The 14,814-nt window shown below is 35.4% G+C and carries 15 protein-coding genes; all 15 read right to left on the bottom strand.

The genetic code is table 11. From position 1 onward, the window contains the following. Position 1 precedes the first annotated feature (1 nt). The gene (aroC, locus tag ABE048_RS03505) at positions 2 to 1,183 is read right to left on the bottom strand and encodes a chorismate synthase (RefSeq protein ID WP_430309160.1); all 1,182 of its coding nucleotides are present in this window, start codon (positions 1,181 to 1,183) and stop codon (positions 2 to 4) included. A gap of 177 nt (positions 1,184 to 1,360) precedes the next feature. Then, positions 1,361 to 2,131 (bottom strand): CheR family methyltransferase, encoded by a 771-nt coding sequence (locus ABE048_RS03500; RefSeq protein ID WP_430309159.1) that lies wholly within the window; start codon positions 2,129 to 2,131, stop codon positions 1,361 to 1,363. 1,174 nt (positions 2,132 to 3,305) lie between these two features. Beyond that, positions 3,306 to 3,725 carry a nucleoside-diphosphate kinase gene (ndk, locus tag ABE048_RS03495; RefSeq protein WP_430309158.1) on the bottom strand — a complete coding sequence of 140 codons (420 nt, stop codon included), beginning with the start codon at positions 3,723 to 3,725 and terminating at the stop codon, positions 3,306 to 3,308. 90 nt (positions 3,726 to 3,815) lie between these two features. Continuing rightward, positions 3,816 to 4,790, bottom strand: coding sequence for a heptaprenyl diphosphate synthase component II (gene hepT / locus ABE048_RS03490; RefSeq protein WP_430309156.1), 975 nt, complete (start codon positions 4,788 to 4,790; stop codon positions 3,816 to 3,818). A gap of 21 nt (positions 4,791 to 4,811) precedes the next feature. Beyond that, positions 4,812 to 5,519, bottom strand: a complete 708-nt coding sequence (locus ABE048_RS03485; protein WP_430309155.1) for a demethylmenaquinone methyltransferase — start codon at positions 5,517 to 5,519, stop codon at positions 4,812 to 4,814. Positions 5,520 to 5,524: 5 nt separating this feature from the next. Further along, the gene (locus ABE048_RS03480; RefSeq protein WP_430309153.1) at positions 5,525 to 6,307 is read right to left on the bottom strand and encodes a heptaprenyl diphosphate synthase component 1; all 783 of its coding nucleotides are present in this window, start codon (positions 6,305 to 6,307) and stop codon (positions 5,525 to 5,527) included. Positions 6,308 to 6,380: 73 nt separating this feature from the next. Next, complete coding sequence (gene mtrB / locus ABE048_RS03475; protein WP_430309152.1) at positions 6,381 to 6,602, bottom strand: trp RNA-binding attenuation protein MtrB; 222 nt, start codon at positions 6,600 to 6,602, stop codon at positions 6,381 to 6,383. A gap of 60 nt (positions 6,603 to 6,662) precedes the next feature. Then, positions 6,663 to 7,265: a GTP cyclohydrolase I FolE gene (gene folE, locus ABE048_RS03470; protein WP_430309230.1), complete on the bottom strand. Its 603-nt coding sequence runs from the start codon at positions 7,263 to 7,265 to the stop codon at positions 6,663 to 6,665. Positions 7,266 to 7,665: 400 nt separating this feature from the next. Beyond that, positions 7,666 to 7,938, bottom strand: a complete 273-nt coding sequence (locus tag ABE048_RS03465) for an HU family DNA-binding protein (protein WP_397537661.1) — start codon at positions 7,936 to 7,938, stop codon at positions 7,666 to 7,668. Positions 7,939 to 8,119: 181 nt separating this feature from the next. Next, the gene (spoIVA, locus tag ABE048_RS03460; RefSeq protein ID WP_430309151.1) at positions 8,120 to 9,598 is read right to left on the bottom strand and encodes a stage IV sporulation protein A; all 1,479 of its coding nucleotides are present in this window, start codon (positions 9,596 to 9,598) and stop codon (positions 8,120 to 8,122) included. A 165-nt stretch (positions 9,599 to 9,763) separates the two neighbouring features. Continuing rightward, positions 9,764 to 10,486 (bottom strand): hypothetical protein, encoded by a 723-nt coding sequence (locus tag ABE048_RS03455; protein ID WP_430309149.1) that lies wholly within the window; start codon positions 10,484 to 10,486, stop codon positions 9,764 to 9,766. 24 nt (positions 10,487 to 10,510) lie between these two features. Further along, positions 10,511 to 10,732: a DUF2768 domain-containing protein gene (locus ABE048_RS03450; RefSeq protein ID WP_430309148.1), complete on the bottom strand. Its 222-nt coding sequence runs from the start codon at positions 10,730 to 10,732 to the stop codon at positions 10,511 to 10,513. A gap of 174 nt (positions 10,733 to 10,906) precedes the next feature. Then, on the bottom strand, positions 10,907 to 11,923 hold the full coding sequence (locus tag ABE048_RS03445; RefSeq protein WP_430309146.1) for an NAD(P)H-dependent glycerol-3-phosphate dehydrogenase: 1,017 nt from the start codon (positions 11,921 to 11,923) through the stop codon (positions 10,907 to 10,909). Positions 11,924 to 12,115: 192 nt separating this feature from the next. Then, the gene (gene der / locus ABE048_RS03440) at positions 12,116 to 13,426 is read right to left on the bottom strand and encodes a ribosome biogenesis GTPase Der (RefSeq protein ID WP_430309144.1); all 1,311 of its coding nucleotides are present in this window, start codon (positions 13,424 to 13,426) and stop codon (positions 12,116 to 12,118) included. A 191-nt stretch (positions 13,427 to 13,617) separates the two neighbouring features. Then, positions 13,618 to 14,778 (bottom strand): 30S ribosomal protein S1, encoded by a 1,161-nt coding sequence (gene rpsA / locus ABE048_RS03435; protein ID WP_430309143.1) that lies wholly within the window; start codon positions 14,776 to 14,778, stop codon positions 13,618 to 13,620. Between the last annotated feature and the right edge of the window lie 36 nt (positions 14,779 to 14,814).

Here is a 14,814-nt window from a genome sequence, read left to right as displayed (position 1 = left end):
TTTAAAACTCCTTCGTGTATTGCTTCATTGCATCAATTTGTGCTTTTAGTTGTGATAGTTGATCACTATGGAATTGCTCAACGATTGCTTTTGCAATTTCAAATGCAATTACATGTTCAGCAACAACAGATGCTGCAGGAACAGCACAGCTATCTGATCGTTCAACACTTGCTTTAAACGGTTCTTTTGTATCGATATCTACACTTTGTAATGGTTTATACAATGTAGGAATGGGTTTCATCACGCCACGAACGACAATTGGCATCCCTGTAGACATACCACCTTCAAGTCCACCTAGTCGATTGGTGCGGCGAGTATAGCCATTTTCTTCAGACCAAAGAATTTCATCATGAACTTCACTACCTTTTAAGTGTGCCATTTCAAAACCTAAGCCAAATTCTACACCTTTAAAAGCATTGATACTTAACATTGCAGCAGCTAATTTAGCATCTAATTTGTGGTCATATTGTACGTATGAGCCAATCCCAGCCGGTAAGCCTTCTACGATTACTTCTACAACACCACCTATTGAATCACCTGCTTTTTTCGCTGCATCAATTGCTTCTACCATTTTTGCTGATGCTACTGGATCAGCGCAATAACATGAATCTACTTCTATAATTTCACGAATTTCGTCTGCTGATTTACCAATAGTTGTTTCTCTATCTGCAATAACCCCACCTATTTCTGTAACGTGAGATACGATTCTTATTCCTAGTTCACTTAATAATGCCTTTGCCACCGCACCAATAGCTACACGTACAGTAGTCTCTCTAGCTGAAGATCGTTCAAGAACGTTTCGTAAATCACGATGTCCATATTTCATTCCACCAACTAAATCAGCATGGCCAGGACGTGGTCTTGTAATTTTTCTTTTTATATCATCTGGATCGACATCCTCTGGAAGAGGTTCTGCTCCCATAATTTTCGTCCAATGTGTCCAATCATCATTCTTAACAACTAAAGCAACTGGAGAGCCTAATGTTTTGCCATGACGAACACCAGAAGTAATTTCTACTGTATCTGTTTCAATTTGCATACGGCGTCCTCTACCATGACCACCTTGACGTCGTTTTAGCTCTTTATTAATCATTTCAGCTGTTATTGGTAACTGAGCGGGTAACCCTTCAATAATGGTTGTTAGTTGTGGCCCATGTGATTCTCCTGCTGTTAAATATCGCATAACACTTTCTCCCTTCAACTCGCTAAAGTATATGTTTTTCACTATAACATATTTTACCGTAAAAAAGCAGTATGTTAACGGAAATTTTTAAAATAATCGTACAATTAATATTAAAGTCGCTTTTCGGTTAGTATTCGAAAAGCGACTTTAATATTTTGTATTGATACTATGTAGTTTTCACATTTTTTTATAAAAGAATGTATCTTCTATATCAAATGAATATCTTGATGGATTAAAGATTTGCTCAGTACTTCCAACAAATAGTACTCCACCTGTACGGAGAGAATTACTAAAACTGTGATAAATTTGATCTTTGGCTTCTTCTGTGAAATAAATCATAACATTTCTGCAAACAATTAAATCATAATTTTGATCATAAGAATCCTTTAACAGATTATGCTTTTTGAACGTTACAGTTCGCTTAATCTCATCTTTAACTTTATAAAACGAGCCTTCTTGATCAAAATACTTAGATTTAATATTAGCTGGAACTTCAGCTAAAGAACGTTCTGGATAGACGCCCGCTTTTGCTTTTGCTATTGCATTATCATCTAAATCTGTTGCCAATATCGAAATTTGTGATAAAGGCAAATAATTTGATAATACCATCGCTAAAGAATAAGGCTCTTCACCAGTAGAACATGCCGCACTCCAAATTTTAAGTTTTTTATTACTTTGTAGAAGTCTAGGAAATATTTTGTCTTTCAGCACTTCCCAGCGTTTACCATTACGATAAAATTCCGACACATTAATCGTCATACGATCTAAAAATTCATTGAGAAGTTCACGATCTTTTTCAATTCCATTAAAAAATTCACTAAAGCTTTTGAACCCTCTTTTTTCATAAAGAGACGTCAATCGTCTTTTCATTTGTGCTTCTTTATATAAGCTTAAGTCAATGCCCGTTTTACGTTTAATATTTGTAATAAATTCTTCGTAATCAGTCATATGAGTCTCTTCCCTCTCTTTAGTCCTATATCTATTATACCGAATAGATGATCATTCATAAATAGAAGAAATTGAGGTTTATTATTAAATGTGGGATATGTCTTCAAAAACCTGTACCCTTTTCACTCAATCTGGGTCAAGGTAGTTGTTTTTTCAGCAGGTGTGTAGGAGTACTTTTCTACTGCTTCTCACTAACATCAGGTGAGAGATTATTAAAATGAATAAATTTTATAAATCCATTTTCGATTTTTAAATACGAACATTTCAACATATTAACTTTTCACTATTCAGTTTGGTTGTTCCACTACAGACAGGCGCTTTCCGCGGGCAAGCATCAAGCCTCCTCGGGCCAACACGATGTTGGTCACGAAGCCGTTGCCACAGGACGTGGCGTTCTTAGGCTTTGTCCCTTAAAATCGTTCGTGCGGGGTCTTGATTCGCTTGCTCTTCCCGCAGGAGTCGCCTGTCTTTCGCTCAATTGATAACTATTCATTAGTATATGGCATTAATCTTAGAGTATCTAAATGAATCAAACTCATAAATCCATTTTCGGTTATTGAATAGGTACATTTCAATACATTTTACTTTTCCATATTTAGATTTAGATGTTCCGCTACAGATGGAACTTTCCACGAATCTCCTCATTAAAGTCTGCATCTCGCAGTACACTTCGACTTAGTAGCACTACGTTGAGGGCGTTGAAAAAGTAAAAAATTATGAAAGATAATATAAAAATCTTGTATAGCTATCCTTTTTGATGTGGAATTAGCGAAGACTCCTGCGGGAAAGCGAGCTAAACGAGACCCCACAGCGTAGCGAGGAGGCTCGTCAGTTCGCCCGCGGAAAGCGAAGCTAATTCCACATCATGCAGAAACCAGATTAATAACTATTAATATTCGTATTTAAACACTTTTTCAGTACCCTTACTACGCTTCTTCGTGCTTTCAGCTCAAGCTTTTCCCGTAAGGCTATGAATGAACCTTACTGAATTAACATTGTATGAAAGAAATACGAATGCATTTTCGAGGGGGCGTCGTCGAATGTGTTGCAATGAATAATTGGATATCATGAAATGTTCGACTATTTTATATGTATTTTTATGAAATTGATTCAAATAAATATCCTATAAAAAAAAACTGCTCATCAAAAAGATGAACAGTTTTCTTATATAAGACTAGTGTAATTCTTCTTCTTTGAAGAATAAACCGATTTCGCGTTCTGCTGAAGCTAGAGAATCAGAACCGTGGATAACGTTTTCTGAAACAGTAGTTGCATAGTCACCACGGATAGTTCCTGGTGCAGATTCAGCTGGGTTTGTAGCGCCCATCATAAGACGTGCAGTAGCGATTACATTTTCGCCTTCCCATACCATTGCAAATACTGGACCTGATGTGATGAATTCTACTAATTCACCAAAGAATGGACGTTCTGCGTGTTCAGCGTAGTGTTTTTCAGCAAGTTCTTGAGAGATTGTCATAAGTTTAGCACCTTTAAGTACGAAACCTTTACGTTCGAAACGATCTACGATGTCACCAACTAATTGGCGTTTAACACCGTCTGGTTTTACCATTAAAAATGTTTTTTGGATAGCCATTGTAAAATTACAACTCCTTAAGATTATCTAGGGTTTAAACCCTCACTTGAAAATATTATCATTGAACGACATAATGTTCAAGATTTACTGTTAAAATTTACGTTTTCCCATATATAATGCAATATCTCTTAATGATTTCTTAACAGAATTATTTGGTAATGCATCTATTTCTTTTAGGGCTTTTTGTAAGTATAAATTGCTAATACGGTATGATTCCTCAATAGCATCTGATTTTCGAATTTTTTTCAAGAAAGCTTGTCTTTCATCTTCTTTCATGGTGCCATCTAATGCCTTATCAATTAACGGGCGAATTTCATCATTATCTTTTACTAACAAAACCGGTAGAGTGATATTTCCTTGCATAAGGTCACTGCCAGCTGGTTTACCTAATTGTTTATCTGTTGCTATTAAATCAAGAATATCATCAATAATTTGGAAGGACATTCCAACATAATAACCAAACCGTTTTAAATGATTTGCAACTTCGTCTTCTGCCCCAGAAGCAACCGCACCTAAATGGCAACTTGACGAAATCAATAAAGCAGTTTTCCGTTTAATTCGACGGAAATAATCTCTAATATTTTGATCCAAATGCATTTTATCTTCAATTTGAATAATTTCACCAAGGCAAATTTCAACCATTGTTTTTGATAAAATTTCATGCGCCTTTGGATTCTCGATTTTGGTCATGTATTCTAAAGCTTTTGCAAAGATAAAATCACCGGTATACATAGCAACACGATTATTCCATTGAGATTTTACCGTTGGCCGTCCTCTTCGAAGTTCTGAATCATCAATTACGTCATCATGTACAAGAGAAGCCATATGGATTAACTCTAGCGGTACCGCTACACTTTTCATTTGTTGAATATCATATTGACCAAATTTTGCACCTAGCAGAACAAAAACTGGACGAATACGTTTCCCACCAGCTTTCAGCAAATGAAAAGAGGCATCTTTCAAATAGTGTGAAGATGAATCCAACGCTGTTTCTAATTCTTTTTCGATGATTCTTATGTCTGATTGTAAATCAGCATAAAGAAGTTTTAACTTCATCTTTTCCACGCGTATAAACCTTCTCCCACACTAGATTTCTTTCTTAAAGCCCATATGCATAGCAGCTGCTCCACCGCTATAAGATTTATATGTTACTCTTTGCAAACCAGCCTCTTCAAACATTTTCTTTAACTTTTTCATACCTGGAAAGTCATTTGCTGATTCTTGCAACCATGAGTATTCTTTAAAGCTTTTAGCAAAGATTTTGCCGAATATCGGCATAATATAACGAAAATAGAAACGAAATAATTGTCGATAACCTGGAATTTCTGATTGTGAAGTTTCAAGGCATACCACTTTACCACCTGGTTTTACAACACGATGCATTTCTCGAAGTACTTGTATATAATCAGGAACATTTCGTAGTCCAAAACCAATTGTTACATAGTCAAAAGTATTATCCGGAAATGGTAATTCCATCGCATTTCCATGTATTAATTTAATTTGTTTCATTGATTTTGTTTTTTCTATTCCGACATTCAACATATTTTGACTAAAGTCTAGACCTACTACTTGACCATTTTCCCCTACAGCTTCTGCTAATGCAATTGTCCAATCTGCCGTTCCACAGCAAACATCAAGAGCTTTAGAACCTGGTTTAACTGCCATACGGTTCATCGTATCTTTGCGCCAATTTTTATGCATTTGGAAACTAATAACAGAATTCATCTTGTCGTAACTATCGGAAATGTTTTCAAAAACTTCATGTACACGTTCTTCTTTCGATTCTGGTGTCACTTATGTCAACCTTCTCTCATCGTTTGATGTTCACGCATATCACTTTTAACATGCTGCAACATTATTGTTTTCACTTCATCTAGTAGAATTGGAGAAGATGTAATACTTCGAATTAATTTAGATGAAAGATCAGAAATTTGATGTTGAAGAATTTGCTCATACGACTTGCTAGCATACTCTTCTTGTTGCTCCAAAATTTTCATAAAACGTGTCTTTTGATGTGTTTCTTGCCAGTGCTTTAATTCTCGATTAAATCTTGCTAGAACCAAACCAAGTTCTGCAATCTCAATATAACAATCAAAATGATAACGTTTCATAAATTGTTGGGTAGCCATTGCTTCAATAACCCGAAGAACTTCAAGCCATTCTTCAAGGCTACGTTTTTCCGGTTCATAAATAGCAGTCTTACATTCACTAATTTTAACGACTGCTCCCGATAAAGAACGGATCAGCTGAATATCTGGAATTGCAGCAAGTGTTGTGTAATACATACCGCTATAATAATCTCCAGCAAGTACTGTAAGCTGTTGACTTTTAGATGTGGCATCTTGTTCGTCGATTAGTTCATGCCCATGTAAAGCCGCATAAATCATTGCAACTGCACTCGCTGATTGATCTAGCTGTTCGGACCATTGTTCACCATTTATCTTTGGTAACAATAAATATAGCAGGAGATCATCTTCAACAACTGGCTGACCCGTAAATTGAAGGAGCGTTCTATGATGCAATTGCGTGAAAATATTATTTTTTAGTTGCGATACTTGCTCTTCAATAGTCGTTGCATTCATAAACTTTTCTCCATTCAGTTTGTTTCCTGTTGTCTAATTTTACAATATCTATTTATCTCAAATATTTTTTATTTTATTTTTTTGAATCGCTTTCAACAACCCCGAAAGCTGTTTGGATTTCTGCTTTGCCACGAATTTTCATTGCAGAAGTATGCTCAGTAAATTGTGCAATCATCACTTCGCCATCGTCTAACTTTTCAGAATGGTGGAATTTTGTATCATTTCCTCGAGTTAAGCCAATAACATGAACTCCATCTTCTTTTGCACGAATTACAATATAATCATTTTGAGACATTTGAAGTTTCTCCTTTTTTCGACTTTTCTCCATCCATCATATCATAAAAAGGCATGAGATTTAAGACATTTGAATGAACGATAATATTTCCGAACGTTTTACTTCATCATTTTCAAAAATACCTTTTGCGACTGATGTAACAGTTTTAGCTCCAGGCTTTTTAATTCCTCGCATTGTCATACACATATGTTCTGCTTCTACAACCACATAAACCCCTTGTGGATTAAGCATTTCCATTAGCGTTTCTACAATAGTGGCTGTTATACGTTCTTGTAATTGAGGACGATGCGAAATAGTTTCAACAGTTCGCGCTAATTTACTTAGCCCAGCTACTACTCCATTTTGAGGAATATAAGCAATATGTGCTTTGCCGTAAAAAGGTACTAAATGATGTTCGCACATCGAAAAGAATGGTATATCTTTAACTAAGACTACTTCATCATGCCCTTCATGAAAAACAGTTTCAAAATATTGCCTTGGATCTTCATGTAACCCTTGGAACATTTCCGCATACATTTTTGCTACTCTCTTTGGTGTATCTAAAAGGCCTTCTCGAAGTGGATTCTCACCTACTGCCTCTAAAATCATCGTTATAGCATTTTCTATTTTTTCTAAATCTACATTCGGAGTTGAATTATCTATTTTTTCTAAGTTTTTTTCAATCAACATAAATCCCCCATTATATCTATAAAGAGTCTAAAAAGAGAGTACCATACAAGCATTGCATTCGCAAAATATGAAATCGATTTTGAGTGTTTTCACTCAGAAATATTATTCTAGGTTCTTATGTTTGATTTATGTAAGGTATGCTACTATTTTACTTTTCCGACCCCATTACTTTTTCACTATCAATTTCCATTTCATCGATTCTATCCAACGACACATTCATAAAATAAGTTATAAATATTTTCTCTGTGTGGAATTATCCGACGTTTTTTCAGAAAAAGTGTCGGGGACATTTACCTCCACTTTACAACTATATTTCACAAAATTCTGTGAACACCCTAACAGAACAAAAAAAGAGTAGCCTAATTGGCTACTCTATGTAAAACAGATGCTTGTATTATTTTACAGCATCTTTAAGCGCTTTACCTGGTTTGAAAGCAGGTACTTTGCTTGCAGCAATTTCGATTTCTTTACCTGTTTGTGGGTTACGACCTTTACGAGCCGCACGTTCACGTACTTCGAAGTTACCAAAACCGATTAATTGAACTTTATCACCCTTCGCAAGAGCTTCTTGGATAGTTTCAAATACTGCTTCAACTGCTTTAGAAGCGTCTTTTTTAGAAAGATCTGCAGTTTCTGCAACAGAGTTAACTAATTCTGTTTTATTCACACCATTCACCTCCTCTCAAAGGGCCTGGACTAAATCATGTAAAAAGATTATCACAACCCTTTTCGCTGTGCAACAATATTTATACTCCTTTTACCAACTTTAAGCAAATAAAAACTAAATTCCACAAAAAAAGGTCTATTTACCCATAGGTAATAGACCTTAAAATTAAATATTTTTTTGTTTATAAGATAAAAGTTACCATTCCGATTTCACCTTTATTTACCATTTTTTCAACAGTTTGACGCATTCTTGCTTTTGCATGTTTAGGTACCGCATCCGTTTTATAAGCGATACTTTCTTTCATCACTTCAAATAATGGTGTACCGAATATTTGGGTATCCCATAGTTTATCGCGGTCATGCAAATATGCGTATGTTAAATCTTTTAATAATTGCTGGCTATAAAACTCTGATCCAATGAGTGGAGCAAACTCTGCTTCCATATCAATACGCAAAATATGATAAGATGGTGCCTTAACTTCCATTTTAACGCCAAAGAAATTATTTTGTTTAATAATTTCCGGTCTAGTAGGCTCAAATTCTTGCAGCGTTGGCAAAGTAACACCGTATCCCTCTTTGTGAGCTTCCTCAATTGCTTTATGGAATCGTTGGTAGGATTTTCTCGCTTGTTGCGATTCTTTAATAAATAATAACCAATCTTTCTTACTTAGGATTGGTTCTTCTAACCATTCTTCACAGATTTTCTTGAAGATTTCATTTTTTAGTTGCAGACTAATAACTGCATGGCCTATTCCTGCATCAACACTTTTTACTTGTGCAGAAGCAATAAAATCTTCTTGTAAAAGTTCCTTTGTCAGGCGTTCAATATCTCGAATTTTTTTAACCGAAGTCTTCCAATTATCAATCGATTGATTAATTAATTTGTTTAATTCGTGATTGCTCTCTAAAACATCTAACCAATCTGGTTTATCCATTTCAAGTTTCGCAATTGGAAATTCATAAAGTGCTTCTTCTAGAATATGTCGAACTTCATTTAGAGACATTTGGTCAACTGAAGTTGAAATAACGGGTGCATTATATCGTTCATGTAATTCATGACATAATTCTTTAGCAGTATTATGTGCAGGCATTTTACTATTTACAACAATGACAAATGGCTTACCAATTTCCTGTAATTGTTCAATAATTTCTTCTTCAGCTTTGCGAACAGCTTCTCTTGGGATACCATTAACTGTACCATCTGTCGTCATAACTACACCGATATTAGCATGCTCTCTAATAATTTTATCTGTTCCAATTTTAGCTGCTTCTTCGAATGGAATTGGTTCATTATGCCAAGGGGTATGTACCAATTTTGGACCATTTTCATCCTCATAGCCTTTTACCCCATCAATTATATAGCCAACACAATCTGCAAATCGAATTTTAAACGGCATTTCTTGATCACCAATTGAAATTTGTGCACCATTAGCTGGTACAAATTTAGGCTCTGTCGTCATAATAACCGGTCCTGGAGAGCTTTGAGGTAGTTCATCTTGTGCCCGTTGGCGTTCCTTTTCATCATGCATGTTAGGTAATACCATAATATCCATTACACGTTTAGTAAACGTTGATTTTCCTACTCTTACCGGCCCAACAACACCGATATAGATATCACCGTTTGTGCGTGTCGCCATTTGCTCGTACACTTCTTGTGACATAATCCTTCCCCCTTTTTTTCAGCACTATATCCTATGCACAAAAAAAGCGTTTCATGCACAAGACATGAAACGCTTTTAAAGAATAAAGTAAAACTTTATTCAAAACTTGTTTTATAGGAGTCTTCGTTGATTCCACTTCAAAAAATTGCAATACAGGGGCATCGACTATTTCTTATCCGATTTTGTTAAAAATTCTACTTCATTTTTATCATTTACAGTATATGGCAAAGAATAGGCTGGTAGAATAGGATATTTATCCGAAAGTAAAAAACGGATATCTTCACCTTTCTTTACTTTAACCTTTCCTTCATCAAGAATTCTCTGTAATTCAATAGAATAATCGATACAAATTTCACCACTGCCTTTAACAACTAAAGGTAATTGTGTATTAGAATATGGACTTGGAACAGTTGGTGCTTGTTTATAACCCATTTTTTTATAATCTAATTGATAGACATCATCTTTGATTTGTCTTGAAATTGGCACAAATCCATTAACACCTTTTTTAATATTCAATTCACGAATCATTTCAGAACCACGTAAATCTACTAATTTAACTTCTGGATTCTTGCTTTCTGCATTCCAGATTACATATTGATAAATACCGCCTTTTTCAAATGAATTCCCCGGCGCTTTGGCAATGTATCCCTGTGTTAACTTTTCAAAATTTATCGGGTACTTGATATATTGATCTACATCTTGATCACGGTTTTGGATAGGTAATAAGCCACCCGTATCTTTTCTAAATTGATCAACTGCTTTTTGAACGATTAATAATTGTGCCTCATCTGGCACCTGATTTTCCACTTTTTCTTTATCAGGATACATACAACCTGACAGTAACATCGTAATCATGGATAAAAATAATAATAATTTAATTTTTTTCATGTACTACCCTCATTTATTTGATGATTAAAAAGTCATAACAACAAACACCATGGTTAAAAATCCAATGATGAGGAAAATATAGGCGATTAATGCCACTATTGTACTTAAAAACCTATTATTAATTTTTTGTCTGCTTAAATATATCAACCCTGAAGCAATCAGCAAAAAGCCGATAGAATAAAAGGATATCCACATCATATCCATTGGCGATATACCTGTGCCTGCAAGTAGCACTAAATCTGTCAACAGTACAACCACCTTTCATATGTACAGCGAGGATCGTTTCTCACAGATGACAGTATAACATAAAAAAACAAGAGATGACTCGTGCTCACCTCTTGTTTTCTAATAGAGCACTAGTATAGTAATTGGCTAATTCTAGAATGCCCTTCTAATATTCGTACAATTTTGTGACATTTTTTATTCGTAAGTCGCATCCAATTCTTCTTTTTTCTCACGAAGCATAAGTTTTTCTACACTTTCATGAGGATCTTCACCATTAAATAATACGCTATATAAAGCTTCAGAAATAGGCATAGAAACATCGTATTTTTCTGATAGTTGATGTGCTGCTTTCGTTGTTCGAACACCTTCTACAACCATACCCATTTGCTCTAGAATCTCATCTAGAGTTAACCCTTTTCCCAACATATTACCGGCTCTCCAGTTACGGGAATGGACACTTGTACATGTAACGATTAAATCGCCCATACCAGCTAGTCCTGCAAATGTTAAAGGGTTAGCACCCATTTTCACGCCTAGACGTGAAATTTCCGCTAATCCACGAGTAATAAGTGCAGCTTTGGCATTATCGCCAAATCCTAAACCATCAACAGCCCCTGCTGCTAATGCAATAACGTTTTTCAATGCTCCACCAATTTCAACGCCGACTACATCTTGGTTTGTATATACTCGGAAGTATTGATTCATGAAAAGATCTTGAATTTTTTCAGCACTCTCTATATTTTCACATGCTGCTGCAACAGTCGTTGGATGATGTTGTACAACTTCTTCAGCGTGGCTTGGACCTGACAGAACGACGATATCTTCAATATATTTTGCAGGAATTTCTTCACGCATAATTTCTGAAATTCGCAATAATGTATTTGGTTCAATCCCTTTTGAAACATGTACAAATAAAATTTCTTTATCTAATGTTTGTAACATTTTTTGGCATGTTTCTCGAATACCCTTTGTCGGCACTGCCATTACAATAATTTCTGCATGTTCTACAGCTTCAGCAATATCTGAAGTAGCCTTTAAATTATTCGGCAAAATAGTACTTGGTAAATATTTTGCATTTGTATGTTGGATATTAATTTCATTTGCTTGCTCTTTACGATGTGACCAAAGTAAAGTATTATGGCCATTCTCTGCTAAGACAATGGCTAAAGATGTTCCCCAAGAACCTGCTCCTAAGACAGCTACACGATTCATGTTGAAATCCCCCTTCGACTACATATTCTTTAATGATTAAGCCATTGAAAAAGTATAGTTATACGATTATTTATAGTTTATATCTTCTACCTGAATGAAGTGGAATTAGTTCCACTTCAACTAAGATGGCAATACAAGATTTTTATGATAAAAATCTAGCTTTTTTTACTTTTTCAGTGGCCTCTTTTATGATTAATCACGAGCCCGAGTGATTAATTTTATTGGTGTACCTTCAAAATCAAATGTTTCACGTATACGGTTTTCTAAGAAGCGTTCATATGAGAAATGCATCAACTCTGGATCATTTACAAATACCACAAATGTTGGTGGTTTAATAGCTACTTGTGTTACGTAGTAAATACGTAAGCGGCGCCCCTTATCTGTTGGTGCAGGATTACGAGCAACTGCGTCTGAGATTACTTCATTTAATATGCTAGATTGAATACGCATTGCATGATTTTCACTAACACGATTAATAACTGGTAAAAGTGAATGCACACGTTTTTTCGTTTTTGCTGAAACAAATACAATTGGTGCATATTCTAAAAATTGAAATTGTTCTCTTATTTCTTTTGTTTTTTCATTCATTGTTTTTTCATCTTTTTCAACGGTATCCCATTTATTCATCACAATAATAACCGCTTTTCCTGCTTGGTGAGCGTATCCAGCGATTTTCTTGTCTTGCTCTTGAATACCTTCTTCGCCATTTAAAACGACAAGAACAACGTCTGAGCGTTCAATAGCTCTTAGTGCACGTAGAACACTGTATTTCTCTGTAGACTCGTACACTTTCCCTTTTTTACGCATACCCGCTGTATCGATGATGACATATTCTTGTCCATCATATTCATAGTTAGAGTCAATTGCATCACGAGTCGTACCTGCTACATCACTTACAATAACGCGTTCATCACCTAAAAATGCATTTACAAGAGAAGACTTACCAACATTTGGACGGCCGATTAATGAGAATTTAATGACATTTTCATCATATTGTTCTTCATCTTCATTTGGAAAATGCTTTGCTACTTCATCGAGTAAATCCCCAAGTCCTAGACCGTGAGAACCTGAGATAGGGAATGGATCACCAAAGCCCAATGAATAAAAGTCATAAATCATATCACGCATATCAGGGTTATCAATCTTATTCACTGCTAAAACAACTGGTTTCTTTGTTTTATATAAAATTTTCGCTACATGCTCATCTGCTAACGTAACGCCTTCACGACCATTGACCATTAAAATAATGACATCAGCTTCATCCATTGCGATTTCTGCTTGATGACGAATTTGGTCTAAGAAAGGTTCGTCTCCGATATCGATACCACCTGTATCAATAATATTAAATTCATGTGTTAGCCAATCCGCAGAACTGTATATACGATCACGCGTTACACCTGGAATATCTTCCACGATTGAGACACGCTCTCCTACGATTCTGTTGAATATAGTCGATTTACCGACATTTGGACGGCCGACAATTGCTACGATCGGTTTCGTCATAACTTTCTACATCCTTCCGACTTCTAATAAGTGTTATTATACAACAAAAAAGATGATGGTACCTGATAAGTTCACCATCACCTACAATTAAAGTCATTTTGTATACTTATTTTATCAAAATTTGACTGTAATGCAAGAAAAAACAGACGAAAGCATATTAGCCACCGCCTGCTCTTGTTACTTTTCATTTTTTATTTATTGAAATTTTTTAGTTTATCACCAATTACATCACCAAACGAGAAGCCGGTAGTTTCTTCAGGGAATTCAAACTCTTCCAACTCTGGCTCGTTCTCATTTTCGACTAAAGCCTTGATGCTAAGAGATAAACGTTTTTCTCCTATGTTGACAGCAAGTACTTTTACTTGAACTTCTTGGCCTTCTTTTAACACTTCATGTGGTGTTGAGATATGGTTGTGTGAAATTTGAGAAATATGCACTAGACCTTCTACACCAGGGAAAACTTCTACAAATGCACCGAATGTAACAAGTCGTCTTACAGTACCTGTTAATACTGCACCAACTGGAGCATTTTCTTCTATATGTGACCATGGACCTTCTAGAGTTTCTTTTATAGATAAAGAGATACGTTCTTGTTCAGGATCAACTGAAATTACTTTTACTTTTACTTTTTGTCCTTCTGAAAGTACTGTTGAAACATCATCAATGTGTTCGTGTGAAACTTGTGAAATATGCACAAGACCATCAACACCACCAAGATCAATAAATGCACCGAATGATGCTAAGCGTTGAACAGTGCCTTCAATAACATCACCTTCATGAATATTATTGATAACATTTACTTTATTCTCTGCTTTTTGTGCCTCTACAACAGCACGATGTGAGAGGATTAGACGATTTTTTTCTTGATCCATTTCTACAATTTTATAAGTTAAAGTTTTTCCCTTATAATCATCAAATGATTCGACGAAATGATCTTCAACTAAGGAAGCTGGAACAAAGCCTCTAACGCCTAAGTCAACTACTAGGCCGCCTTTTACCACGTCCTTAACTTCTGCTTCAATAACTTCTCCATTTTGGAATTTTTCAGTTAATACTTTCCATGCGCGTTTTGCATCTACTTGACGTTTTGAAAGTACGTATTGTCCTGGGTTATTATCATCAGGTTCTTCAATTTTTGTTACTAATAATTCTATTTCATCATTTACGGAGACAGCGTCAGAAGCTTTATCCACATGTAAGCTTGAAAGCTCACTAATTGGTACTACGCCATCAAAAGGTGCACCAGCGATTGTTACTATAGCAACTTTGTCTTCAACTTTGTTTACTTTTCCTGTAACGATATCGCCTTCACGGATTTCTTTTACTTCGTTTAAGTTCATTTCTTCAGACATATGTAATCCTCCTTCACAATGTTCACTTTCTATTTT

The sequence above is a fragment of the Rummeliibacillus pycnus genome (assembly GCF_050459865.1).
In the GTDB taxonomy this organism is placed as follows: domain Bacteria; phylum Bacillota; class Bacilli; order Bacillales_A; family Planococcaceae; genus Rummeliibacillus; species Rummeliibacillus pycnus_B.
Note: the sequence above shows the minus strand (reverse complement) of the source record. Positions and strands in the feature narration are given on the sequence as shown.